This window comes from Peristeroidobacter agariperforans (genome assembly GCF_004138335.1).
GTDB classification, from domain to species: Bacteria; Pseudomonadota; Gammaproteobacteria; order Steroidobacterales; family Steroidobacteraceae; genus Steroidobacter; species Steroidobacter agariperforans.
The window spans coordinates 652,775-679,010 of sequence record NZ_RYFW01000003.1; the positions used below are offsets into that span (position 1 = coordinate 652,775).

The 26,236-nt window shown below is 62.3% G+C and carries 18 protein-coding genes and 1 pseudogene; 14 read left to right on the forward strand and 5 right to left on the reverse strand.

Annotated elements, in window-relative coordinates; translation table 11 throughout:
• Positions 1-110 precede the first annotated feature (110 nt).
• Positions 111-1,256, reverse strand: coding sequence for an alpha/beta fold hydrolase (locus tag EK373_RS24915; RefSeq protein ID WP_129647027.1), 1,146 nt, complete (start codon positions 1,254-1,256; stop codon positions 111-113).
• Between the two features lie 325 nt (positions 1,257-1,581).
• Positions 1,582-2,232: a hypothetical protein gene (locus EK373_RS24920; protein ID WP_129647029.1), complete on the reverse strand. Its 651-nt coding sequence runs from the start codon at positions 2,230-2,232 to the stop codon at positions 1,582-1,584.
• 104 nt (positions 2,233-2,336) lie between these two features.
• On the opposite strand from EK373_RS24920, the gene dusA reads away from it, so the two are divergent.
• Both dusA and EK373_RS24930 read left to right on the forward strand, forming a co-directional pair.
• Positions 2,337-3,365 carry a tRNA dihydrouridine(20/20a) synthase DusA gene (gene dusA / locus EK373_RS24925; RefSeq protein WP_129647031.1) on the forward strand — a complete coding sequence of 343 codons (1,029 nt, stop codon included), beginning with the start codon at positions 2,337-2,339 and terminating at the stop codon, positions 3,363-3,365.
• 124 nt (positions 3,366-3,489) lie between these two features.
• Positions 3,490-5,751, forward strand: coding sequence for a serine hydrolase (locus tag EK373_RS24930; protein ID WP_129647033.1), 2,262 nt, complete (start codon positions 3,490-3,492; stop codon positions 5,749-5,751).
• Positions 5,752-5,789: 38 nt separating this feature from the next.
• Here EK373_RS24930 and EK373_RS24935 read toward each other — a convergent pair whose 3' ends face one another.
• Complete coding sequence (locus EK373_RS24935) at positions 5,790-7,259, reverse strand: M20/M25/M40 family metallo-hydrolase (protein ID WP_157994530.1); 1,470 nt, start codon at positions 7,257-7,259, stop codon at positions 5,790-5,792.
• A gap of 202 nt (positions 7,260-7,461) precedes the next feature.
• Here EK373_RS24935 and EK373_RS24940 point away from each other — a divergent pair, with 202 nt between their 5' ends.
• From EK373_RS24940 to EK373_RS24950, 3 genes are all read left to right on the forward strand, one after another.
• Positions 7,462-8,376: an adenylate/guanylate cyclase domain-containing protein gene (locus EK373_RS24940; RefSeq protein ID WP_129647037.1), complete on the forward strand. Its 915-nt coding sequence runs from the start codon at positions 7,462-7,464 to the stop codon at positions 8,374-8,376.
• Positions 8,377-8,769: 393 nt separating this feature from the next.
• The gene (locus tag EK373_RS24945; RefSeq protein ID WP_198683629.1) at positions 8,770-11,841 is read left to right on the forward strand and encodes a TonB-dependent receptor; all 3,072 of its coding nucleotides are present in this window, start codon (positions 8,770-8,772) and stop codon (positions 11,839-11,841) included.
• A gap of 52 nt (positions 11,842-11,893) precedes the next feature.
• Positions 11,894-13,348 carry a hypothetical protein gene (locus tag EK373_RS24950; protein ID WP_129647041.1) on the forward strand — a complete coding sequence of 485 codons (1,455 nt, stop codon included), beginning with the start codon at positions 11,894-11,896 and terminating at the stop codon, positions 13,346-13,348.
• A gap of 60 nt (positions 13,349-13,408) precedes the next feature.
• Here the strand turns inward: EK373_RS24950 and EK373_RS24955 are convergent.
• Positions 13,409-15,175, reverse strand: a pseudogene (locus EK373_RS24955) (phosphoenolpyruvate carboxykinase (GTP)); the annotation flags it as partial.
• A 138-nt stretch (positions 15,176-15,313) separates the two neighbouring features.
• On the opposite strand from EK373_RS24955, the gene EK373_RS24960 reads away from it, so the two are divergent.
• The 8 genes from EK373_RS24960 to EK373_RS24995 all read left to right on the forward strand — a co-directional run bounded on the left by EK373_RS24960 (position 15,314) and on the right by EK373_RS24995 (position 23,677).
• Complete coding sequence (locus EK373_RS24960; protein ID WP_129647044.1) at positions 15,314-15,784, forward strand: DUF11 domain-containing protein; 471 nt, start codon at positions 15,314-15,316, stop codon at positions 15,782-15,784.
• A complete protein-coding gene (locus EK373_RS24965) occupies positions 15,784-17,778 on the forward strand; it encodes an ATP-dependent DNA helicase (RefSeq protein ID WP_129647046.1) in 1,995 nt (664 codons plus the stop codon). Before EK373_RS24960 ends, EK373_RS24965 begins: the two co-directional genes overlap by 1 nt.
• 4 nt (positions 17,779-17,782) lie before the next feature.
• On the forward strand, positions 17,783-18,454 hold the full coding sequence (gene tsaB / locus EK373_RS24970) for a tRNA (adenosine(37)-N6)-threonylcarbamoyltransferase complex dimerization subunit type 1 TsaB (RefSeq protein WP_129647048.1): 672 nt from the start codon (positions 17,783-17,785) through the stop codon (positions 18,452-18,454).
• Positions 18,455-18,628: 174 nt separating this feature from the next.
• On the forward strand, positions 18,629-19,324 hold the full coding sequence (phoB, locus tag EK373_RS24975) for a phosphate regulon transcriptional regulator PhoB (protein WP_116811317.1): 696 nt from the start codon (positions 18,629-18,631) through the stop codon (positions 19,322-19,324).
• Positions 19,325-19,327: 3 nt separating this feature from the next.
• Complete coding sequence (gene phoR / locus EK373_RS24980) at positions 19,328-20,662, forward strand: phosphate regulon sensor histidine kinase PhoR (protein WP_129647050.1); 1,335 nt, start codon at positions 19,328-19,330, stop codon at positions 20,660-20,662.
• Between the two features lie 267 nt (positions 20,663-20,929).
• Complete coding sequence (locus EK373_RS24985) at positions 20,930-22,306, forward strand: putative porin (protein ID WP_129647052.1); 1,377 nt, start codon at positions 20,930-20,932, stop codon at positions 22,304-22,306.
• Between the two features lie 99 nt (positions 22,307-22,405).
• Positions 22,406-23,158 (forward strand): phosphate signaling complex protein PhoU, encoded by a 753-nt coding sequence (gene phoU / locus EK373_RS24990; protein WP_129647054.1) that lies wholly within the window; start codon positions 22,406-22,408, stop codon positions 23,156-23,158.
• A gap of 3 nt (positions 23,159-23,161) precedes the next feature.
• Positions 23,162-23,677 carry a disulfide bond formation protein B gene (locus EK373_RS24995; RefSeq protein ID WP_129647055.1) on the forward strand — a complete coding sequence of 172 codons (516 nt, stop codon included), beginning with the start codon at positions 23,162-23,164 and terminating at the stop codon, positions 23,675-23,677.
• Between the two features lie 22 nt (positions 23,678-23,699).
• Here EK373_RS24995 and dapE read toward each other — a convergent pair whose 3' ends face one another.
• Entirely contained in the window at positions 23,700-24,845 is a 1,146-nt protein-coding gene (gene dapE, locus EK373_RS25000) for a succinyl-diaminopimelate desuccinylase (protein WP_129647057.1), read from the reverse strand.
• Positions 24,846-25,114: 269 nt separating this feature from the next.
• On the opposite strand from dapE, the gene EK373_RS25005 reads away from it, so the two are divergent.
• Positions 25,115-26,119, forward strand: coding sequence for a PstS family phosphate ABC transporter substrate-binding protein (locus tag EK373_RS25005; protein ID WP_129647059.1), 1,005 nt, complete (start codon positions 25,115-25,117; stop codon positions 26,117-26,119).
• The last annotated feature ends 117 nt before the right edge of the window (positions 26,120-26,236 follow it).

Genomic DNA, 26,236 nt, shown 5'->3' on the forward strand with positions numbered 1-26,236 from the left:
AGTTCTCCAGCTGACTTCTCTAGCGCCGGTCCCACTCCTTGGTGGCCGCGCGAGTGGAGAATGGCGGGGCCTCTTTCCTGAGCCGGATTATGGCTGTGTGGTGCTGGTGCTCACGGCAGTGTCGCAGTGAAGGCGTTCAGCTGCTCCAACACCTCCTTTTGATTCGACAGGAAAACATAGTGATCGGCTCGTTCGAGGCGCACCGCCCGGGCATGAGGAAGGTCGCGTTGAAACAGTGCCATTTGTCTCTTGGTTCGCTCATTTTGGAACCAGGTGTAGGCTTCAGCATTCGAGCGCGCTTCCGGATCGCCGTCAGCGACGGTCCCTGGATCGTTCATGGCAGCGAAGATGCCGAGCGCCGGCACGCGAACATCGGTGTATTTGCGCTTGGCCGCTTCCATCTGGGGGCCAACGAAAGGCGGGCGACGAAATTTCATGACGGGGCGGCCGTCCGCATCCGTGGCCTGCATCATTCGGAACTCCGCCTCGGGCAATACAACTTTTGCTCCCCGTGCATACCACGCCTGGAGCGCACGAAAGCTGTCAAGGTCGGCCGGCGTCGGATCCGGTCGCGGTGGACGGCCGTCTTCGATTCTGATCAGCCTTTCAAGAATGGCTTGAAGCTGCGGTAGATTTTCCTGAAGCATATGCCCAGCGAGCGGGCGCGAGTCCCAGGGCTCAGCCAGGAGTTCATCGAACCTCTGCTCGAAGTCTCGCAGCTGCCGTTTCCATTCGACGATTTTGTAGAACCCTTCTGCTTCGTAGTCGGGGTCTAGCGAATGGAACGCATCGAGGTAGACCACTGCCGCAATCTGCTCTGGGTAGCGGGAAGCGACATTGCTCAGTTCGAATCCAGCGTAGGAATGTCCCATCAAAATGGGCTTGGTCAGCTTGAGCGCGGTGATGACGGCGACCACGTCGTCCCCCAAACAATCGGCGGAGTAACTATCTTCTGGAATGCTGGAAGGCGGAGAACCTCTGCGTGTCACCGCGTACACTCGGTAATGCTCACGAAGCTTCAGCGCGAAATCATCGAACACATGGCCGGTGTTGCCACCGCCAGCGAGTAACACGATGGGCGGCCCCTTCCCGCCCCAATCGAGTGTTTCCAGCTGAACGTTCTCTGCAACGGTAGTGAACCTCACCTTGTGTGGCGACGGATCGCGCCATGGCGCGGCCTCGTGGGCACTAGCCCAGGGTAGAAGCACTACTGAGAGCAGCAGGGCAATGTGGGGAAAGCTGCTGGTAAGACCCATGTAGCCACCTATTCCTGATGGACGTGACCGCCGCACTGTCGTGCGCCGGTAGCGATCTTACCGCGACGGTCTCGAATTCCTCCTATGCGAGTCGGGAGTCCACGCCTGGACACCTCGACCGGCGCGCGGCCCTCGACCGATGCCGCACCTTCGCGGGAAGGGGGCTACCAACACGGCCGGCGGTCTCTGTGGTTGGGAGTATCGCCGAATTATCGGCGATACTTCCAACTTGGCCGTAGCAAGCGTGCGACCAATAGCAAAGGCGAACAAACGGGCAAAAGTGCTCGCACCCTGCGGCGAGCATGTGTCGATCATCGCAGTCCGATCAATCGGTGACCGAGTCCCTTACGCTGAACAACAAGTCCCCATTGGACGTGCGGAATTCTCTTCCTGCGCACCCTCCGTTGTTGATCGACGTCATTACGATTGCAGGCACCAACCGCCGCTCGTACTGGGGCAATTCCCAGGCATCGATCAGCATCGCCTCGCCCTTCTCCAGGATGTCCGCGATCAGAATTTCCAGATCGATAAGATACAACGCGTCCTTCATGAGCAGTGCAAAGAGATCTTTCCACTGACCGGCCGGCACGCGGTTGCGAATATCCTGAAGCATTCTATCGGCATGACCCGAACGACGGTGCCCCTGATCTTCCAGCCTTCGAATCAATGTCTCGGCATCTACTACGATCGCGTAATGGTCTGCGCGATAGTAGTAGAACTCTTTCAGATATCGCTTCTGCAGCGTGATCGTGCGGGTCGGGTACGGGGCTTTCCCTTCAGTATCGCTTGAGCACCCGGCCTCGGCATTGAAGGCAAACCAGCATAGCCCAAGAACCAAAAAGTTTTTCATGACCGAAGCATTATGGGTCAACGTCTTGGCTTCCCGATAGAGGATCTTGCCGTTCCGGCGGATTCGGACTACCGCCGTGTATCGGGTCGATCCGTCGGCCTGCTTTCTCGCAAGGATGTGCGTCATGTTACGATCACATCGGGGCTACAAGCGTTTTATGTCGCCTTTTTGTAGCCCCCGCAACCTAAATACTCCCCCGAATCCCTAGAAATTCCGCACCAACGCCACGAATGGAAAACCCTGGAAAAAAAGCCATTTCGAACGAGATTTCCAGCCTTTCAAAGGCTCGGAAGGTGAGTGTAGCTCCCATGATGGATTACACCGACAGACACTGTCGGTATTTCCTGCGCCTGTTGAGCCCGAACACTCTCTTATACACGGAGATGCTGACCTCGGCCGCTCTGGTCCGAGGCGATGGCGCTCGGCTGCTCACTTATGACAAGGCCGAACATCCCGTGGCCCTGCAGTTGGGTGGCAGCGATCCGAAGGAGCTGGCGGTTGCGGCGAAGATGGGAGAGGACGCGGGCTACGACGAGGTCAATCTGAACTGTGGCTGCCCGAGCGATCGCGTGCAGAGCGGACGCTTTGGCGCGTGTTTGATGGGCGAGCCGGCGCTGGTGGCTGAGTGCGTGAGTGCCATGAGAGCGGTGGTGAGTGTGCCCGTGACGGTGAAGTGCCGGATCGGCATCGAGCCGATGCCGCAGGTGGCTGAGGAATTCGAATTCCTGCGTAACTTCATTTCGACGGTGGCCGCGGCGGGTTGCGAGGTATTCGTCGTGCATGCTCGCAAGGCAATTCTCAAGGGGCTGAGCCCGAAAGAGAATCGCGAGATCCCGCCGTTGAAGTACGATGTCGCGGCCGCGTTGCTCGCTGAGTTTCCCAATCTCACATTCGTGTTGAACGGCGGCATCCGCACGGTCGAAGAAGTGCAGGCTCATTTGCAAACATTCGACGGCGTGATGATCGGGCGTGAGGCTTATTCGAATCCGTATCTGTTGGCGCAGCTGGAGCAGGCTGTATTCGATCCGAGCTGGGATTTGCCGGCGCGCGAGCTGGTGATTCAGCAGTATGCGGACTATGTGCGCAGCCGGCTCTCGGAGGGACATCGACTGCGTAGCATGGTGAAGCACGTTCAGGGCTTGTATGCCGGATTGCCCAGAGTGCGCTCGTGGCGCCGCTATCTGTCCGAAGGCGCTAGCCAACCGACGGCGGGAGCGGAGTTGCTGCTCGACGCCTTGCGAATCGTTCAGGCGGCCTAGCGCCCCTGGGCGCAGAAGGAAATAGGGAAAGCGAGGGAAGAAAGGAAAGAAATCGCAGGGAGCAGTCACGGTAGAATTCCCCCGAGCGCTTCCCAGGGAAGCAACAAGAAAGAGGGGAAGAAGTATGTGGCGATCCGTGGTCATGGCTGCGGCATTGATGCCTGCCATATCGACAGCGGCGTCCAGCAACACCGACGGGATCTGGCAGCGAGCGGGCGAGGCGGCGTTGGTCGTGGCCGAGCAGGAGCGCGCCGCCCGCGATATTCCGTCCATCATGGTCGGCATCGTTACGCGTGACGGTCTCGTCTGGTCGGGCGGTGTCGGGCACGCGGACGCTTCGGGCAAGGTGCCGGTCGACGCGAGCACCATCTATCGAATCGGCGGACTTACGCAGGAATTCACCGCAGAGTCAGTGCGCTCGCTTGCCACGCGTGGCGCGGTCGACCTCGATGCGCCCGTCACTCGTTACCTGCCTTCCTTTCAGCCTCGCAATACCTTCGGCGGCGAGATTACGGTCCGACACTTGCTCGAACATCGCAGTGGCCTGGTGCGCATGCCGCCCAAAGGAAGCCATGCGGATCTCGGAGGCGCGACGCTCGCTGAAACGGTCACGAGCTTGAATGCGACGGCGCTGGTCTCGCAGCCCGGCTCAGCTGTCAAACATTCGGATGCGGGCTACGCAGTGCTCGCTCGGGTGGTCGAAGTGATCGGCGGGAAGCCATTCGACCAGCTGCTCGCCGAAGCAGTTTTCACTCCACGCGCCATGGCGCACACGTCCCTGCGAGCGGACAAACAGTCGTTGGCACACGCAGTGGTGGCGCCGTTCGACGGGGAGCGATTCGCGCCGGCGGTGTTCGATACTGGCGTCGCGGCATCGATAGGGGCACAGTCCAGCATGCAGGATGTCGCACGATTCGCCCAGGATTTGCTCGCTCGCGACGCTGCATCACTTAGCGGTGAGCGAGGCGTGCTGGATCGTCGCGAGGTGGTCTCGTTGAGCGGTGGGGTGTACGGCTACACAGCAGATCTGTCCATGTTTCCCGCCGACAGTTTCGCCGTAATCACCTTGATGGCAATCGACAGCGCGCAACCGGTGGCGAAGCGCGTGCGTGATATCACAGCGAGACAGGTCATGGCCGCGCGCACGAAGCAGCGTCGGCCAACGTCAGAGGCGAGTAACAATATTTCCGTCGGTCTCGCGCACCGGCTGCAAGGTCATTACAGCGATGGCGCTCGAAGCCTGGACATCCGCACGGTTGATCAACGAGTGTTTATTGAAGCGCCGGAAGTGGCGGGCGAGTTACGTCAGCGCGGCGGCCGGCTCGTTGTCGACGATGTCGCGGTAGCTGGTGATGAAGTGCAGTTCGATACGAAAGCCCGCGCGATCACATTTCGCGGAGCAACGTATCGACGGACGAATTGGGAACGACCGCCTGAACCGGCTGAAGAGCTCGCGGGCTTGATCGGTGAGTACGGTTGGGCGCACAACATTCTGCGCGTTTACGAGCGCGATGGTGAGACCTACGCACGTGTCGAGTGGTCGCAGCACTACAAGCTGGAGCGGGCAGGGAAGGATGCTTATCGATTCCCGGCCGTTGGGTTGTACGCCAATGAAGAGTTGCGTTTCATGCGGAACGAGCGAGGCATCGCCGAGGCTGCGAGTCTCAGTGGCGTCGTCATGCCGCGAGTCGACCTCGGTGCCGAGACGGAAGTGCGCAGCCGCGCAAACGCGCCATACATCGCTGGGCTTCTGGCCGGTGCCCGCAAGATGTCGCCGCCTTCGCAATCGGGTCGGCTCCGCAAGCCGGACCTGGTCGAAGTGAACACACTCGAGCCAAGCACGAAGCTCGACGTGCGTTATGCGACGACTGACAATTTCATGGGGGCGCCGTTCTACGATTCGCCGCGCTTCTTCTTGCAACGGCCGGCAGCGAGCGGATTGATTCGTGCGCATCGCAAGCTTGCCGGGCAGGGCTTCGGTATTGCACTGATCGATGGCTATCGACCCTGGTACGCGACGCGGATGTTCTGGGATGCCGTGCCGCCGGAGAGCCGGCCGTTCGTCGCCGATCCTTCGCAGGGCTCGCGACACAATCGCGGTTGCGCGGCGGACATCAGCATGTTCGACCTGGCGATCGGCAAGATCGTGGATATGCCGGGCCGGTACGACGAGCCCTCGGCGCGCTCGTCACCTTTGTATGTGGGGGGCACGTCGCTGCAGCGATGGCGTCGCGACCTGCTCAAGAATGCAATGGAAGCGGAGGGCTTCGATGTTTACGTCAACGAGTGGTGGCACTTCGATTATGGCGAGTGGCGCCAGTATCCGGTGATGAATGTGGACTTCACCGAGATCGCTGAATCACGGAGCGGAAGACCCACGCCCTGACCCCCTCCCGCGTACGGGAGGGGGAAAAGCCAACCCGCTCAGCGATTGAACGGGACCGGCGCCAGCCGACCGAAATCGCCTTGCTTGGTCGCGGCCAGGTAGGCGGCGACGGCATAAGCGGCGACGGTCTGGTCGAGCACTTTGGCGTCGACCTTCGCGAGCGTGTCGTTCATCGTGTGGTGCACGTCGAAGTACAAGCTGGCATCGAGCACGGGATCCAGCACCGGGACGCCCAGAGAACGAAGCGGGCCGAGATCCGCGCCGCCGGAGGCGTTGTTGCTGCCGCCTTCGATGGGCAAGGGCTGCATCGCTGCACGCATCTTTTCGATTGCGCCAAGAGATTCGGGCGCCACCTGCGACTCGAGCCGAATCACCGGGCCGATGCCGGTATCGGCTTCCATCGCGAGCACGTGTTTCGCGTGTTCATCGCCGATCAGTCGCGCATACTCCTTTGCGCCCGACAAGCCGAACTCTTCGTTGGCAAACAGCACTACGCGAATCGTGCGTGAGGGCTTGCGATCGAGGCGCGAGATCAAGCGGGCCGCTTCGACGACGATGGCCACGCCGGCGCCGTCATCCAGCGCACCCTGGCCCAGGTCCCACGAGTCCAGGTGCGCACCCAACAACACGATTTCTCCCGCGCGGTCCGTTCCGGGGATCTCGCCGATGACGTTGGCCGACCAGGCCGGCGGCATTTCGCGCGCCGTCGACTTCAGGCGCAGCCGCAGCTGTTTGTTTGTCTTCAGTTGACGCGACAAGGTGTCGGCATCGGGGTTCGACAACGAGAACGCCGGAATGCGAGGGGCGCTCACGTCGTACACCATGCGGCCGGTGTGGGCGAAGCGCTCGTCCGAGGTGCCGACGGATCGGATCACGAGGGCGACCGCGCCGAGATTGCCGGCCGCGCTCGCGCCCTGAGTGCGATTCTTCACGGTCGTGCCATAGGACGCGCCGTCCTTGGTCCGCTCCATGCGCTGGTTGATGAAGACGACCTTGTTCCTGATGTCGCCGGCCTGCATCGCGGTCAGTGCTTCGAGCGAGTCGACCTCGACCACCTGCGCTTCGATGCCTTCCTCGCCGGTGCCGATGCTGCCGCCCAAAGTGGCGGCGACCAGCGGCTGCGGAGCCGGGCCCAGCAGAGTGACTTCGGTCGTGCCCCGGATCCAGCGGGGGACCAGCACGTCCTGGGTGCGCACTCCGGTAAAGCCCAGTTTGCCGAGCCGGTTCATGGCCCAGCGCACGGCCGCCTCGTCGCCGGGGGAGCCGGCGAGCCGCGGGCCGACCTCGGTGACCAGCGAGCTTACGTGCTCGAAGGCGGAAGTGCCTTTCAGGGCGCGGTCGCGCAGCGCGCCGGCGGTGGCTAGTTCTGCTTCGGTCCAGTCGGCGATTTGCGTGCCCTGGGCGATGGCTGGACCGGCCGAAAGCTGAACGCCGAGGGCCAACAGTGCCAAAAAACTGGCGGCGTGACCGGTGCCAGCGAGGCGGCGCCGGGCGTGGGGGGGAACCATTTCGAGCATCCGAACTCCTTTGTCGACCCCGGCAGCCCGTCAATTTGTAGGGATCCTGCGGGGTTATGTAGCGTTGTCGTATATACTGCCGTCCGTACCCGGCCGTTCGGGTGCCGGCCGGGAACCTCAAGCGAAGCAGCAAGGATACCAATGGGGCGGCGACGAGGCGGGAGACGACGACGACGATGAGCGCCAAGGGGTCATGGGAAAGGACATCGAACTAGCCATTCTGTTTGCCGACGTCGTCGGCAGCACGCGAATCTACGAAGTCATGGGCGACCTGCGCGCCCGGGATATGGTGTTGACCTGCGTGGAGATCATGCGGGCGGCCACCGAGCAGAATCACGGCACGGTCATCAAGACCATCGGCGACGAAATCATGGCGACGTTCCCGACGGCGAACGACGCCATCAACGCCGGCAGCCGCATGCAACACGACATTCGCATTCATGCCGAGCTGAAGGTCGAGGGCCAGCCCATCGCCATCCGCATCGGCGGCCACTTCGGGCCGGTGGTGCTCGAGAACCGCGATATCTTCGGCGCCGCCGTCCACACTGCGAACCGCATGACCAGCCAGGCCAAGGCCGGGCAGATCATGATCACCAGCGCCATGGTCGAGCGCCTGGCGCCCGAGTGGCAGTCGGCCGTGCGGCAGATCGACGTGGCCACCCTGAAGGGCAAGACCAGCGAAGACGAATTGTTCGAAGTGCTGTGGCAGAAGGAAGATGCCACCAGCATGTTGCCCGCTATCGCGCTAGGCAACTCGGCCGCGAGTCGCGACAAGCAACGTGCGCGTCGCTTGCGTCTGCGGTTTCAGGGGCAGGAGATCGTCGTCGACGAGAACCGTGCGAACATCGCCATCGGTCGTGCCGAAGAAAATGACATTGTCGTGAAAGGCAATCTGATTTCACGTCTGCACGCCAAGATCGAGCTGGTCCGCAACAAATTTCAGCTGGTCGATCAAAGCACCAACGGCACGTTCGTCACCACGCGCGAAGGCGAAGAAGCCTTCGTTCGCCGCGATACGATGCAATTGAAGGGCGAGGGCCTGATCGGCTTCGGCCGCGTGCCGGAGAACAATTCGTCGCTGACCGTTCGCTACGTTTGCGAAGAATAGCGCGCCACAGCGGTCAGAGCACAGCTGACCGCGCCGCCCGCGCCATAATCTCACCGTCATAATTCGTTTCTGTTACGTCGCGCCGCGGCCGCTCTTCGGCTGCCCGCAAGAAATCCCGTCCCAACTTCACATTACGCGCGGCCACCGCACGGCTGCGTCGTTCGCTAATCGTTGCAACGTAATGTGACTGTCACATTTCAGTAGCGCATTTGTAAGACGTGCGCCCTAAGGTTGCGCCTCATATGACGACGGCGGCGCGGCTTGGCTTCAGCATCATCAACATCGTGCCGCCGCGCGACCGGCACTCATATTAATCACCGAACCTAGTAGCAAGCTGAGGATCGTTCTCGCCGGGAACGATCTTCTCGAACAGCGATGGCGAGAGCCCGTTCAATGAAGAAATTCAGCCAGAACCTCATTTCCGCAGCGGTACTGACCTGCTTGGCCAACGCCGCCGCGGCCGACGATGAACTGGTGCTCCATGTATTCCGCGATGGCGCGCTCGCCACCGATATGGCGATTTCGCTCGACGGCGGCGCGCCGCAGCCGGTCAGCGCCGGCGGCAGCTTTGTTTTCGATCTCGGCGCCGGTCCTCACAGTGTGCAGGTGCTGGCCTCCGGTCAGCCTGTGCATGTGTTTCGCTTCGACGCCGCCAATGGCCAGAACGTAGACATCACCGTCACGCTCGCGGCGAACTCGGAGCCGACGGTTGCGATCGATTCGTATGCAAAGAATCAGGTGGCTGCCGAGCGCAGCGGCGCGGCGACCGGCTCTCTCGCCGGCGTTGTGACTTTGAACGGCACGCCGCTCGATCACGCCACCGTCACAGTTCGCAATGCACGTGCATTGGCGACCACCGATGCGAACGGCCGCTACACGCTGGAACTGCCGCGCGGCTCTTATGAAATCGTAGTGAGTCACCCGATGATCACGGGCGGACCGCTCCGGCAAAACGTGCGCGTCGTCAGCGGCATCAACGCACAGCAGAACCTGGCGTTCGCCGGCGAAGGCGCGGCGGCGGTGAATGTCGTGCCCGCCGACGTGGAACAAGTCGTTGTCGTGAGTCAGCGCGAACGAGGCGAGACGGAGCAGGCGGCAGCGAACATCGTCGATATCATCGATGCCGAAGCATTGGCGCGCGCAGGCGGCTCGGACGTCGCAGCGTCGGTCGTGCGCGTGCCGAGCATCACGATCCAGGAAGATCGCTACGTCTTCATCCGCGGTCTCGGCGATCGTTACGTCTCGACGACGCTCAACGGCGCGACCATGCCGAGCACCGATCCGTCCAAGCGCACGGTGCCGCTCGATCTGTTCCCGACCAACATGGTCTCGCAGCTGGACGTGAGAAAGACCTTCACGGCCAACATGCCGGGTGAGAGCACCGGCGGCAATCTGGTCATCAACACTCGTACGTTCCCGAATCAGCCCGGCGGCTCGGTGAGCGCATCGATCGGCTACAACTCCGATCTCACTGGCGATAGGGTCAACTCGGATCCGATCAGCGGCGACTTCGATTTCTTCGGCATCGACGACGGCAGTCGCGAACAGGATGGCCTGCTGCCGCTGATCTCGGACGCGATCAATCGCACCGATTTGTCCGCCAACACGATTCGCAAGTTGCAGCAGGCCGGCGGCCTGCTCATCAAGGACAATCTGGATCCGAAGACCACCACCGCCGGGCCGAAGGGCACGCTGAACCTCAACTACGGGGACACCTTCGGCATCGGCGACTCGGAGCTCGGCTACTTCGCGGCCGCCAATTTCACCAACGGCTGGTCGCAGCGCACGGACGGCGTCTCGCGCACCTACGGCAGCGGCGGCGACCTGCTCGATAACTTCAAGTTCGAAGAGCACAGCAATAACTCCGATATGAGCGGACTGCTGTCGCTGGGCTGGAGCATCGGCGATCACAGCTTCGCGTCGAATTCGCTGCTGTCGCGTTCGACCGAGAGCTCGGTGCGCATCTCCGACGGTTTCGACGGCGACGAATTGGTGCCGTCCTACCGTTACAGCATGGAATGGATCGAGCGCATGTTCATTGCGCAGCAGTTCAGCGGCCAGCACACCCTCGGCAATCTGCTCGCGAAGTGGCAGGTCACGGGCAGCCGCGCCGAGCGCGACGCGCCAGATCGTCGTGAAGTTCGCTATGACCTGCGCACCGGCGATGACATCGATCCGGTCACCGGCCAGATCACGGACGGCGCCGGCAGCGGCACCGGCATCTACAACCTGAAAACAGCCGACATTCTGCGTCGCTATGACGACCTGACGGACGACAACCTGGATGTGTCGACCGACTGGAGCTATGAGTTCGACGACTCGACGCTGTCGGCCGGTCTGCAGGGAATCACGCGCGAGCGCGAATCCGAATCACGCAGCTACGGATTCCGTGGCGCCGAGACCAACGCACCGAACCTGAGCGTCGGCGATGTCATCAATGGCGATACGATCACGGGCGATCCCGCGACCGGCTATGCCTTCGACGACAAGACGCTGCCCAGCGATTCGTATCAAGCCGAGCTCGAGCTGTATGCCGGCTATGTGAGCTACGACTACAAGTTCAGCGATTTCCAGATCGTCGGCGGCGGCCGCTACGAGCAGTTCAAGCAGACGACCGACACGTTCACGCTGGCCGGCGCTCAGGAAGCGGTGCGCTCGGAGATCGACGAAGGCTCCTTCCTGCCGTCGCTGTCTTTCAACTGGTACATGAGCGACAAGAGCCAGCTGCGCGCCACCGCGTCGCGTACCGTCGCAAGGCCGGATTTCAAGGAAACATCGAACGCGACGTTCTATGACAACGAGTTCGACTTCCGCGTGCGCGGCAATCCGCTGCTGAAGATTTCCGAAGTCAACAATTACGACCTGCGCTTCGAGCAGTATTGGAACGATGCCGACAACGCCAGCGTCGCGCTGTTCTACAAAGATCTGAAGGATCCGATCGAACGCGTCGCGGTGACCGCTTCGGGTACCGCGGGCAACACGCGTACTTTCCAGAACGCGGATGCCGCGACGATCTACGGCGTCGAAGTCGATGGCCGCAAGGAGTTCGGTCTCAACGCGGCGTACACGCACACATTGTTCGTAGCGGTCAACGCGAGCTACATCGAATCCGATGTGGATCTCGCCAACGGCGCGTCGCGCAAGCTGCAGGGCCAGCCCGACTACACGGCCAACCTGATCATCGGTTACGACAACATCGGCACGCGTCAGCAGTACACGCTGCTGCTCAACCAGAACGGCGAGTCGATCCAGGACGTGGGCATCCAGGGCAATCCGGACATCATCGAAGAGCCGCGCCTGAGCCTCAATTTCAACTATCGCTACGAGGTCTTCGATGACTTCGTGCTCAAGTTCAAAGCCATCAATCTGCTGGACTCGGACGTCGAGTTCACGCAGGGCGGCCAGACTTTCCAGAGCTATCGCCGGGGCGCGGAGTTCGAAGCTGGTTTCGATTGGAAGTTCTGATCCGCAGCAGGTCGTTGCGACAGCAACCGTTCATATAGTTAGAGGAGTCATCATGCGTTCGAATAAGTTGGTCCTGGTCGCGGCGGCGGTTGCCAGCGCCTTGGGGCTGTCCGCCTGCTCGGATGGCGATCGTAGTTCCTTGACGATTGAAGGCGATACGATCAACGAGGCGCCAAACAATCCCACCAACCCCGGCAACGGCGTGTCCACCTGCCCGAGCTTCGCCACGTCGCGCCCGCAGACCTCTACTGGCACGAACGTCTGCCAGCTGCCGTCGTCCATTTCGTCGAGCACCATTCTCACTGCCGACACAATTTGGTATCTCGCCGACCGAGTGACGGTTGGCAACGGCAACGGTGAAATGTCCGCGACGCCGGGCACGCTGGCCAACGGCCTCGCCGTGCAGAATGTGACGCTGACCATCGAGGCCGGCACGCAGATCAAGGCGCAGGTGGGTACCTTCGCCAACATCATCATCACCCGCGGCTCGAAGATCATGGCGGAAGGCACGGCCAGTGCGCCGATCGTCTTCAGCTCCGAGGACGATAACTACGACGGCACCGGCGAGTGGGGCGGCCTGATCATTCACGGCTATGCTCAGCACAACACCTGCGGCACGGTTTCGAGCGTCGCATGTAACGTCGACGCCGAGGGCGAGTCGGGCTTCGCCGGCGGTTACAACAACGCCGACAACAGCGGCTCGCTGCGGTATGTGGTCGTCGCGGAAGGCGGCTACGAGTTCGCGCCCGGCAATGAGATCAACGGCATCTCCTTCGTCGGCGTCGGTTCCGGCACCGTGGTCGATTACATCCAGGTCCACAACAACAAGGACGACGCCATCGAGATGTATGGCGGGACGGTCAACATGAAGCACCTGGTGTTGACGAACAATCTCGACGACACCATCGACTGGGACGAGGGCTATCAGGGCAACATCCAGTACGCCATCGTCAACCAGGCCGGCGCGAACACGGACGGCAATGCCGTCGAAGCGGACACCGATGGCAGCACGACCAGCCCCATGCTGTCGAAGCCGACGCTGGCCAACTTCACGTTCCTGGTCAACACGGTCGATGCGAACGCGACCGCGCTGAACCTCAAGGCCCGCACCGGCGGCTTCTTCCACAACGGCATCATCACGCTGCGCCCGAGCAGCACCGTGACGAGCTGCGTCGTGGTGAGCGGCTCCGGAGCGCAGGCGAATCGCAACGTTTCGATGTACTTCGATAACGTCATCGTCAATTGCGGCGCCGGCGGCGCGTTCGGCGATGCGGTGCTGAATCAGACCACGGTGTTCGCTGTGGATCCGGCGCTGGCGGCGAATTACACCACTGCGGTGGCGCAGGCGACGCTGGGCGCGAACTACGACTGGGCCGGGTTCAAGGCTGCTCACACGGAAAGCCTTGCGGACACTACGTTTCTCGAAGCCAACAACTTCCTGGGCGCGGTGAACCCGAACGGCTCGAACCTGTGGTACCAGGGCTGGACGCTGCCGGGCTCGCTGTAATCAGCAAATAAAAAAGCGGCGGCGCCGTGAGGCGCCGCCGCTTTGTTTCATGCGCCGGAGTTAGGCGGCGTTCGCCGCTTCCAATCGCTTCGCGACACCTTTCAACTCTTCCCGCAGCTGACTCGGCACACGGCTGCCGAACTCGTCGAGGTACTTGCCGATCGCATCGACTTCCTGGCGCCAGGCCGCGGGGTCGATGGACAGCAAGGTCTCGAGCGTGGACGCATCCATGTTGAGGCCGTTCACGTCCAGGTCCTGCTTGCGAGGCACGAGGCCGATCGGAGTTTCGATCGCTTCGGCTCGGCCGTCGCAGCGATCGGCGATCCACTTCAGCACGCGCAGGTTCTCGCCGAAGCCGGGCCACATGAACTTGCCGTTGCGGTCCTGGCGGAACCAGTTGACGTGGAAAATCTTCGGCAGCTTGCTGGCGTTCTTGCCGCTGCCGAGCTTGAGCCAGTGGCCGAAGTAATCGGCGAAGTTGTAGCCGGCGAACGGCTTCATCGCCATCGAGTCACGACGCACGACGCCCATCTGGCCAACGGCCGCGGCGGTCGTCTCGGATGCCATGCCCGCACCGACCAACACGCCGTGTGCCCAGTTGCGCGCTTCGTAAACGAGCGGAGCAACTTCGCGGCGACGTCCGCCGAACAGGATCGCGGAGATCGGCACGCCTTCCGGCGCGTCCGCGAGCGTCGAGTAAATCGGGTTCTGCTTCGCCGAGACGGTGAAACGTGAGTTCGGATGAGCCGCCGGGCCGTTGCCGGTGTATGGCTTGCCTTGCCAATCCAGCGCGGGCTTGCCGGTCTCGAGACCTTCCCACCAGGGCTGATTGTCTTCGGTCACCGCGACATTGGTGAAAATCGTGTCGCGCTGGATCATGTCGTAGGCGTTGCAGTTGGTCTTGCGGTTCGTGCCCGGCACGACACCGAAGTAACCCGATTCGGGATTGATCGCGCGCAGCTGACCTTCGTCATCGACGTGCAGCCAGCTGATGTCGTCGCCCAGCGTCCAGATCTTCCAGCCGGGCATCGAGTTCGGCGGAACGAGCATGGCGAGATTGGTCTTGCCGCACGCGGACGGGAAGGCCGCGGCAATGTAATGCGTCTTGCCTTCGGGGCTCTGCAGGCCCATGAGCAGCATGTGCTCGGCGAGCCAGCCTTCTTCGCGCGCCTGGTAGCTCGCGATGCGCAGTGCGTGACACTTCTTGCCGAGCAGGGCGTTGCCGCCGTAGCCAGAGCCCACGCTCTTGATGGTGAGTTCTTCGGGGAAGTGCATGATGAAACGGCGGTCGGGATTCAGATCGCCGATCGAGTGCAGGCCCTTCACGTACTTGTCTTCGCGCTCGATGCGCTTCAGCGCGGGGTCGCCCATGCGCGTCATCATGCGCATGTTGACGACGACGTACGGACTGTCGCTGATCTCGACGCCGCAGCGGGCGAACGGCGAGTCGATCGGGCCCATGCAGTACGGGATCACGTACATGGTCCGGCCCTTCATCGCACCGGCGAACAAGCCGTCGATCTTGCGATGGGCTTCGGTGGGATCCATCCAGTGATTGTTCGGGCCCGCATCCTCCTTATTGCGCGTGCAGACGTACGTCAGATGCTCGACGCGCGCCACGTCCGAGGGATGGGAGCGGTGCAGATAACAATTGGGATGGGTGTCCTGGTTGAGCTTGATAAGATCGCCGCTCTTGAGCATCGCTTCGATCAGTGCGCTGTTCTCGGCATCCGACCCGTTGCACCAGTGGATCGAATCCGGCTGAGTGAGGCGGGCGACATCCTCCACCCAGCGTTTGAGGGATGCGTTAGACGTGGTCATTAGAGCGGCAACCTCGCGACTTCATGAAAACTCATAGATGTATTAGTGCCAGTGATTATACCCAGCGCCTTCCGCGCTGCATGGCTTGTCGGGTTTCCGTAACACGAGTGCTCAGCGGCTGACGCAGGAATATTGCGTATCTTGATGAAATCCCTGGTTTTACTAGTTGTGTGGCTGACAACGTTCGCCACCCCGACCTTGGCTACCGAGGCGGTGGAGCTGCGCACCCAGCTGGTGGCGGAGGTTCGCGAGACCACGGGCCCCGCGGAGCGCCCGACCTTTCGCCTGGCGCCGGCAACCCGGCTGTCGCAAGGGCAAGTCGTCTACTACACAGTACGAATCACCAATCCAACGCCGGTCTTCGCCAATAAGGTCCAGGTCAGTCAATTGATTCCAGCCAATACCACCTACCTGCCGGGATCCGCGGCCGGGCCGGGGGCGGAGATCGAGTTTTCGATCGATGGCGGCCAGACCTTTGGCCGGCCCGAGAGCCTGAAGCAGACTGACGGCACGCGCGCACCACCGGCGCGTTACACGCACATCCGCTGGACTCTGGACAATCCATTGGCGCCCGGAGCCACCGCGTTGGCGCGATTTAGAGCTACCTTCAACTGATGCAGGACTTCGAGGAAATCTTTGGAGCCGAGGGACCGCTGGCGACGGCAATCCCTGGGTTCGCGACGCGCGATGAGCAGATCGCGATGGCGGAGCACGTGTGGCAGGCGCTGCGCTCGCAGGGCCGGCTCATCGTCGAAGCGGGGACCGGCACGGGCAAGACGTTCGCGTATCTCGTGCCTGCGTTGCTGTCCGGCCGGCGAGTGATCATCTCCACCGGCACACGCAATCTGCAGGATCAATTGTTCCATCGCGATTTGCCGACCGTGTCGGCGGCGATCGGTCGTCCGGCGCGCGTCGCTCTGTTGAAAGGGCGCGCGAACTATCTTTGCGTGCACCGGCTCGAGATGGCTGAGCAACAAGCCGTCTCTCGCGGTCTTCGACGTGAAGTCGCCGCCGCGCTGAACCGAGTGCGCACCTGGGCGCAGGTCACCAAAGAAGGCGATATCTCCGAGCTGGCGCAGCTCAGCGATTCGGATCCGGTGTGGCCCTGGGTCACGTCGACACGCGATAACTGTCTGGGCCCCGAGTGCCCCTCGTTCGATCGCTGCCACGTCGTCAACGCCAGGCGCAATGCGCAGGGCGCCGACATCGTGGTCGTGAACCATCATTTGCTGATGGCCGATCTGGTGCTCAAAGAAGAAGGCTTCGGCGATCTGCTGCCGGGCGCCGACGCCATCGTCATCGACGAGGCTCATCAGCTGCCCGAAGTGGCTGCGAACTTTCTGGGCTTCACGGTTTCGAGCCGTCAGCTGCAATCGTTGGCGCGCGATCTCGCCAGCGAGTTGTTACTGGCCGGGCCTCAGCAGGCTGTGTCTGCGGCGTTCTCGCAAACCATCGATCGACAGCTGATCGATCTGCAGGATTCGCTGCGCAGCCAGCGCGAGCGTTGCGAGTATAAGGACTGGCCTTCGCTCACGATCGAAGGGCTCGCCAATCTGCGGATTTCACTGGACGATCTGACGCAGTCGCTGGTCGAAGCCTCCAAAGACAACACGGGACTGGCCAATCTGCGCCGGCGCGCCGCCGACCTGGCGGACCGATTGAACTCGATGATCGAAGAAGAGAGCAAAGCGGCGGTGCCGAGCGTGCGTTGGGCGCAAAGCTCGGGGCAGGGCGTGTCGTTTCATCTGGTGCCGCTCGACGTGGCCGAGCAACTCGGCAAGCTCGTGCAAGCGAACGCCGCGGCCTGGGTGTGTACGTCAGCGACGCTCGCGATCGGGGAAAGCTTCGATCACTTCATGCAGCGGATTGGCATGCGTGACGCGCGAACCGCACGCTACGGCAGTCCGTTCGACTACGAGTCGCAGACTCTTTTGTATCTGCCAAAGGGATTGCCTCCGCCCTCGTCGCCGCGACACACAGCGAGCGTCGTCGACGCCGCGCTGCCCGTTTTGAGAGCAAGCGGTGGGCGCGCCTTCATGTTGTTCACGAGTCATCGCGCGCTTCGTGAAGCGGCGGACTTGTTGTTGGCTCGCTTGGGGCCGGCTTTGCCGTTCCCGGTGCTGGTTCAGGGCGATGCGCCCCGCGAAGCGCTATTGTCGAAGTTCCGGGAGCGGGGCAATGCCGTGCTGCTGGGGACGAGCAGTTTTTGGGAAGGCGTCGATGTGAAGGGCGCGGCGCTGTCGGTCGTGATCATCGACAAGCTGCCGTTCGCCGCGCCGGACGATCCCGTGCTGAAGGCGCGTCTGGATGCCATCGAGCGTCGCGGCGGCAATGCATTCTTCGAAGAGCAGATCCCGCAAGCGGTGATCACGTTGAAGCAGGGCGTTGGCCGGCTGATGCGCGACCCGAACGATTTCGGCGTCATCATGCTGTGTGATGAGCGCCTGCGGACCAAGGGCTACGGCCGCATTTTCCTGGACAGCCTGCCGTCCATGCCGCGCACCGAGAATCTGGTCGACGTCCAACAGTTCTTATATGAGCGGTTGAGTGCGATCGGGCTCGCTCCGGATCCGGCTGCGATGAATCCTTCCGCCGTCATTGATTGGTAGTTTCATGCGTTTGCTTGCAATCGATACGGCCACCGAACGTTGCTCCGTCGCTCTGCGCCTGGATGGCAAAGTGGTTGAGCGAAGCAGCGAGCAGCCGCGGGGCGCCGCCGATCTGGTGTTGCCGATGGTCGAGTCGGTGCTGCAAGAAGGCGGCGTGCGCCTCGCCGATCTGGACGGCATCGCTTATGGGCGTGGGCCGGGCGCGTTCACCGGTGTGCGCATCGGCGTCGGCGTCGTTCAGGGGCTGGCGTTCGGCGCGGGCCTGCAAACCGTCGGCGTTTCGAATCTCGCCGCCGTGGCTCAGCAAGTCGCGCAGCCGGACGATCGAATTCTGGTGTGCATGGATGCCCGCATGAATCAGGTGTACTGGTCGAGCTTCGCTCGCGAGCACGGCGCGGAGTTGGTTACGCCGCTCTCGGCAGAGCGGGTGGATGCGCCGGATGAGGTCGTCGAAGGTAACTACACCGTTCTGGCGGGGACGGGTTTCAAGGCGTACACGCAGTTGCGCGCACGATTGGCGACCGGCGCTCGCACCGTTTATGAAGCGGCATTGCCCAAGGCCAGCGACATCGCATTGCTGGCGGAAGCGGAATTTCGCGCCGGCCGCGGCCGGCCCGCGACCGAAGCCGAGCCCGTTTACGTGCGCGATCAGGTCGCGCACGTCAAAGGCACCTGAGGCTCACCGGGCTGTAAGCAGCCTGCAACAAAGCCGCTCGATTTCTGCCGGGGTTCGCAGCTTTGTCATCTATCGGGCAATTTCCCCGAGGCGCGTCATGCGACTGTAATACTTCATTGCTGTAATGTGCCCCGTCACCCATGTCATTGAATTCAAGGCCACTTCGCTTATCTCATGGCAACCAAGCAAATTCTGATCGTCGAGGATGAGCGGCCCATCCGCGAGATGATCGCCTTCGGATTGCGACGTAGCGGTTTCGAGGTGAGGGAAGCGGCGGACGTGAGCGCCGCGCGCGCCAGCATCGCAGACCAGCGTCCCGATCTGGTGCTGATCGACTGGATGCTGCCCGACATGAGCGGCCTGGAGCTGACCCGCGCGTTGAAGCGCGACAAGGAAACCCAGGAAGTGCCGGTGATCATGCTCACCGCCCGTGCCGAAGAGCAGGACAAGGTCATGGGCCTGGACAGCGGCGCCGACGACTACGTGACCAAGCCGTTTTCGCCGCGCGAGCTGTTGGCTCGCATCAATGCGGTTTTGCGCAGGTCGACCAATGGCAGCGGCGAAGAGCTGATCGAGGCCGAAGGGCTGGTGCTGGATGCGGCCGGCCACCGCGTCACCGTGGGCGATCGCACCGTGCAGCTCGGCCCCACCGAATATAGGTTGCTGTCCTTCTTCATGACGCATGCGGAGCGGGTGTACAGTCGCGCCCAACTCCTCGATCGCGTCTGGGGAGGTAACGTTTATGTGGAAGAACGAACGGTCGATGTGCACATCCGTCGCTTGCGCAAGGCGCTCGAAGCTTTCAATTACGATCGTTTCATTCAGACCGTGCGAGGCTCGGGATATCGATTCTCAACGCGCGCGGAGTAGCCGTTGAAGAAAATACTCAGCGCTTTTTCGCCGTCGGGCTGGCGATCCGTATCGCGGCTCGGCATCGCGCTGGCAGTTGCGTTCCTGATCGGCCTGATGTTCGGCCGCGTCGCGCTGGCCCTGGCGATCACCTTTGGCATCTATTCGATCGTGCAGCTGTGGAACGTGCTGCGCGTGGAGTATTGGCTGCGCCACCGCCGCGTCGAGTCGCCCCCGGACATCAGCGGCGTGTGGGGAGAAGTCGTGACCATCATCAGCCGCATCTATCGACGCAAGCAGTTTCATCGGGCCCGGGTCACGGGCCTGCTGCGCGAATTTCGCCGCCTCACCAGCGCGATGCCCGAGGGCGCCGTGCTGCTCGGTCCCGATCATGAAATCCTCTGGTTCAACGGCCGCGCCGGCGAATGGCTGCGGCTGCGGCGCAAGCGCGATGTCGGCATCCGCGTCGAGAACCTGGTGCGTCATCCCGCGTTCGTCGATTACTTGAAGACCGGTCATCCGAGCGAAGGCCCGATCGTGCAGGACCTGGAGACCGATCGCTGGCTGGCTTTCAACATCGTGCGCACCGGCACGGCCGAACGGCAGTTGCTGATGGTGCGCGACGTGAGCCAGGAGCAGCAGCTGCAGTCGATGCGCAAGGACTTCGTCGCGAATGCATCGCACGAGCTGCGCTCGCCGCTGACCGTCATCAGCGGTTATCTCGATGCGCTGGCCGACGACGAGGAGCTCGATCCGGCGTGGAATACGCCGGTGCTGGAGATGCGCCGGCAGGCCGAGCGCATGCGGACCATCATCAAGGATCTGCTCGAGCTGTCGAAGCTCGAATCCGGCGAGCACACGCAGGAAGAGAGCGCGGTCGACATGGCCGGCATGCTCGCGCTGTTGCGCAAGGAAGTGATGGCCCTCGATGAGCGGCCCCGCAATGTCCGGTTGCAACTGGAAAGCGATGCATTGTTGAAAGGGGTCGAGTCGGAGCTGCACTCGGTGGCTTCGAACCTGATTACCAATGCCGTCAAATACACGCCGGCGGAAGGCGACATCGAGTTGCGCTGGTGGGTCGACGATGCCGGCGCGCATCTGTCGGTCCGAGACACCGGCGTCGGCATCGCAGAAGAGCATATTCCGCGTCTGACCGAACGTTTCTATCGGGTCGACCCGGGGCGGGCGCGCAGCATGGGCGGTTCGGGCCTGGGCCTGGCCATCGTCAAACATGCGTTGCAGCGCCACGACGCCACGCTCGAGATCAAGAGCAAGGAAGGCGTCGGCAGCACCTTCACCTGTCATTTTCCCCGCACTCGCGTGATTTCACGCAGCGCCGGCGTCCTCGCCACCGCTTGATTCATTCCTTTTCCGCCCGGGAGACCGGGCTCGCGTCCTGCTGCCTGGGATATTCCCTCTGCTCGAGCCATGCCTGCGCCCGTATTGTTGCTGCTTGTAATAGTTGGCGCCTGTCGTCGTAATGCAACTGAAATTAACGGGCGCCAAAGGCGGCCTGCTGAAACATTACTGTAATAAGTCGGCCGTATAACGCTCACCGTTAAGTTCACTTGGGGCAACGCCCGCATGTCGCGGCCTTGTTTTCCCTAACAACGAACGGAGAGCAATGTGAAGAACCTCGTGCTCGCAGCCGCACTGGCGACTGCACTGTCCTCGGTGTCGATGGGCGTCCAGGCAGCCAGTCCCAATGAGCTGGCGCAGATCCGTGAGCAGCTCGAAGCGCTCATGCAGCGAGTCGACAAGCTGGAACAGGAAAACACGCAGCTGAAGTCGGAGAACGAACAGCTCAAGGCCACGGACGAGAAGCTGCTGGCCAACGACGATTATCTGAAGGGCGAGGCGCGCGGCCTGCGCAAGGAAACGGCGCAGCAGGCGGTCGAGGTCGCGAAAACCAAGGGCGCGGATTGGGCCGGTAAGGTCGCATTCACCGGCGACGTGCGCTATCGCTACGAGTACATCAGCGATGAAACGCTCAGCAATGTTTCGGGGGTGGGGCTCGTGCCAACCGCCGATCGTTATCGCGATCGCATCCGCGCACGTCTGGCTGCGACCGTGAAGGCGACCGACAACATCACCGTCGGCATCGGCATGACGACCGCCGAAAGCAACGATCCGCGTTCCGGCAACCAGAGCCTGAACAGCGTGTTCACGAAGAAGCCGTTCGACCTCGATCTCGCCTACTTCGATTGGAAGTTCGCCTCGTGGGGCAACCTGATCGGCGGCAAGATGAAGCAGCCGTTCGTGAAGCCGGGCCAGAGTCTGTTCTGGGACAACGACATCACGCCGGAAGGTCTGGCGGTCGGTTTCCAGAGCGGCACGTTCTTCGGCACCGCGTACAACTACTGGCTGACCGAACAGTCCGGCACCGAGAACACGCGCACCGCGGATACCATGTTGCACGGCTTGCAGATCGGCACGCGTTTGCCGATAGGTTCGAGCAGCTTGATGCTCGCCGCTCATTACTACGATTTGAGCGCGGCGGTGGGTCGTTCGCCGTTCTACAACGCCAATGCGAACAACAACACGACGGATACCATCGTCAGCGGCGCCACGACGACTCAAGTGCTGCGTTATGACTACGAAGTCATCAACCTGAGCGCCGAGTTCAACACCCAGTTCGGCGAGCTGCCGTTCTCGGTGTGGGCGGACGTTGCCGAGAACCAGGATCCGTCGGAGGAGAACCTGGCCTGGGCCGCCGGTGTGCTGTTCGGCAAGGCGTCGAACTATCGCACTTGGGAACTGGGCGCCGGCTACCAGAAGATCGAGAAGGATGCACTGTTCGCACAGCTGATCGACTCCGATTTCGCCGGCGGCTTCTCCGACAACGAAGGTTGGGTGCTGCGCGGGGCTTACGCGCCGGTGCGCAACTGGACGATCAACACCACGTACTTCTTGAACAAGCGCAACGCGGAGCTTGCCAACAGCCTGGGTCAGCTCGACGTGGACTACGATCGTCTGCAGGTCGATTTCAACGTCAAGTTCTGATTCGAGCACAGTCCGCGGGGCGGAGGGCGGATGGCGCTCTCCGCCCTTTTCTTTTCCCAGTCCGCGGGTTATACAGCCAGCGATCTTAAAGGTGATGTCATGGAAAAGTCCGATCTCTCTCATCACATCCTGAGTCGCTACAACGACGACCTGGAGCGCGTGCGTACCAACGTGCTGCAAATGGGCGGCTTCGTCGAGGAGCAGCTCAAGCAGGCGGTCACGGCGCTGGTTCAGGGCGACAGCCGCCTGGGCGAGCAGGTAGCGCGCGGCGACCAGAAAGTGAACGCCATGGAAGTGGCCATCGACGACGATTGCAGCCGGATTCTGGCAACCCGGGCCCCGGCCGCGTCCGATCTGCGCTTGATCGTGGCGGTCATCAAGACCATCACCGACCTGGAGCGCATCGGCGACGAAGCGGAGAAGATCGGCTATATCGGCTCGCGCCTGGCGGCAGTGGAGCGGCCGGCGGATCGCTATCGCGAGATCAAGCACCTGGGCCGGCTGGTCGGCGACATGGTGCACGAAGCGCTCGATGCGTTCGCACGCCTCGATCCGGAAGGCGCCGTCGCCATCGCGAAAAAAGATCGCCTGGTGGACGAAGAGTTCGAAGCGATCCAGCGCCAGTGCATCACCTTCATGATGGAAGATCCGCGCACCATTCGCCGGGCGCTGGATGTGCTGTGGGTTGCTCGCGCGCTCGAGCGCATCGGTGACCACGCGAAGAACGTTTGCGAATACGTGGTCTACATGGTTCACGGTAAGGACATCCGCCACCTCTCCATGGAAGACGTGGAGAAACATCTGCAGTCGCGCTCACAGCGTCAGCAGGAATCGCTTCCGCCAGCCCGATAATTCATGCTGACAATCAATCGTCGCGCGGGAAACGCGCTCGGCTTTCTCGCCTGTGCGGCTCTGATGGGGTATGCGCTGTATGCGCAGCACGTGCTCGGGCTGGAGCCGTGTCCGCTCTGTATTTTTCAGCGTGTCGCGGTGATCGCGGTCGGCGTCTTGTTTCTGATCGCCGCGCTTCACAATCCCTCATCGAGCAAAGGGGCGCTGGCGTACGGGGTGCTGATCGATCTGGCCGCGCTCGTCGGCATCGGCATTTCCGCGCGTCACATCTGGATCCAGGCGCAGCCGCCGGGTTCGGTCGCGGCCTGCGGCGCCGACTTGAACTATCTGCTGGAGATCATGCCCCTGACGGACGTGATCAACAAAGTGCTGTTCGGCTCGGGCGAGTGCGGCAAGGTCGACTGGAGCTTGCTCGGTCTGTCCATGCCCTGGTGGGTGCTGATCGCGCTGGTGGCGCTCGGTAGCTGGGCGGTGATCGTCAATATCGCCGCCCGCCCGAGAAAAACAAACAACTACTGACCGGTCGAGGGCCGGTCGGCAGCTACTTCGCCAGCATCAACTCCATCACGCGCTCATACATATCCGTGAGCGTGACGATGTCATCGACCCGGGTGTTCTCGTTCACCTTGTGAATGCTGGCGTTGAGCACGCCGAGCTCGACGACCTGCGCGCCGGTCGGTGCAATGAAGCGGCCGTCTGAGGTGCCGCCAGTGGTGGACAGCTCCGGAGTGCGATTCGCTTTTTCCTGAATCGCCTGCACCACTGCCTTCGACAGCGCGCCCGGCGCGGTGAAGAAGGGCAGGCCGGAGACGAACCACTCCAGCGTGTAGTTCACCTTGTGACGGTTCAGGATCTCGGTGATCGTGGACTGCAGTTTCTCGACCGTCTGCTCGGTGGAGAAGCGGATGTTGAAACGCGCCTTCAGCTCGCCCGGAATCACGTTCGGCGCGCCGGTGCCGGCGCTGATGTTCGAGATCTGGAACGTCGTTGGCTGGAAGAACTCATTGCCCTTGTCCCAGGTGCGTGCCGCAAGCTCCGCCAAGGCGGGCGCGACGGCGTGGACCGGGTTGTCGGCCAGATGCGGATAAGCGACGTGCCCTTGCACGCCGTGCACCGTCAGCTTGCCGGACAGCGAGCCACGCCGGCCGATCTTGATCACGTCGCCCAGTTTGTCGGTGCTGCTCGGCTCGCCGACCACGCAGTAATCGATCTTCTCGTTGCGCGCCTCGAGCACTTCCATGACGCGGCGAGTGCCGTCGACCGACGGGCCTTCCTCGTCGCTGGTCAGCAGGTAGGCGAGGGTGCCTTTGTGATCGGGGTGCTTGGCGACGAAGCGCTCCGTGGCGACCACCATGGCAGCGAGGCCGCTCTTCATGTCCGCGGCGCCACGACCGTACAGGATGCCGTCGCGGACCACCGGCTCGAACGGATCGGTGTGCCACTCTTCCCGCGGACCCGTCGGCACCACGTCGGTGTGTCCGGCGAAGCACAGCAGCGGGCGCCCGGTGCCGTGCAGGGCCCAGATATTCTCGACCGGACCGAACGGCATGCGCTCGACGCGGAAGCCGGCGGCCTCCAGACGCTGCGCAATGATCTGCAGGCAACCCTGATCCTCGGGGCTGACCGAGGGACGACGGATGAGTTCCTGGGTCAGGAGCAGAGTCGGGTCGTCGGCGGGCGTGGGCAAGGGCGTGAACTCCTGGGAGAGAAGTGAGCGGTGGGAAGTGGGCGCGGTCTTATATCCAGGCGCACCCCGGCTCGCAAGGGGTGTCGCTAAGTCGCTACCCCAAAACGAATTTTGGGCGACGGTCAGCGGCTTGTTACGCCCAGATGACGAAATCGCAGCCGCCGCCGGCCCACTGTAATACGACTGTCATCGAAGGCCGTCACACTCCGCGCCAGCTAGCTGGATTCTCCTGTTTTCGGTCCGCACTCTTCTAACGAGGGTTCAAATCAATGAAGTTGTGGCACAAGTTGGGCGCGTCGGTCTTCCTGACGGGCTTCACGGCCGTAGCCGCGCCGCAGTTGGCACACGCGCAGAGCGTCATCAAGATCGACGGCTCCAGCACCGTGTTTCCGATCGCCGAGGCGGTCGCCGAAGAATTCCAGATCAGCAAGAAGGGCAAGGTTCGCGTCACCGTAGGCATCGCGGGCACGGGCGGCGGCTTCAAGCGCTTCTGCCGTGGCGAGACCGACATCTCCAACGCCTCGCGCCCCATCCTGAAGGAAGAGATGGAAGCCTGCGCCAAGGCCGGTATCAAGTACCTGGAGCTGCCAGTGGCGTTCGACGCCCTGACGGTCGTGGTCAACCCGAAGAACGACTGGGTCAAGTCGCTGACCGCCGCTGACCTGAAGAAGATGTGGGAGCCGAGTGCGCAGGGTCGCGTGACCAAGTGGAACCAGGTGCGTTCCGAGTGGCCGGCCCAGCCGCTGATGCTGTTCGGCCCGGGCGCCGACTCCGGCACGTTCGACTACTTCACCGAAGCCGTGAACGGCAAGGCCAAGGCCAGCCGTGGCGATTACACCGCGAGCGAAGACGACAACGTGCTCGTGCAGGGCGTGGAGAACAACAAGAACGCCATCGGCTACTTCGGCTACGCGTACTACATCGCGCACAAGGACAAGATGCGTGCGGTGCCGATCGTGAATCCGCAGGGCAAGGAAATCGGCCCCAGCATCGCAGCCGTGAACGATGGCAGCTACAACCCGCTGTCGCGTCCGCTCTTCATCTACGTACGTGACACGGCCGCCGCCCGCGCCGAAGTCAAGGAGTTCATCCAGTTCTACCTGACCGATGGCGCCAAACTCGCCGAGGAAGTGGGTTATGTCCCGCTGCCGGCCGAGGCTTACAAGGTGGCGTTGAAACACTTCGGCGACAAGAAGCTGGGCACCGTGTTCGGCGGCGTGCCGGAAGTGGGTGTGACCATCGACGCGCTGCTGGCGCGCGAAGGCAAGCTCTAATCCCCGTCTGATTACTAGGCGATCGATAAGGTAAACCAGCGGGCGGGATTCCCGGTGCTCCCCTTGCCGGGAGTTCTGCCTCGCTGGAGCTGGGATCAGGCGCGCCGTATCACTACA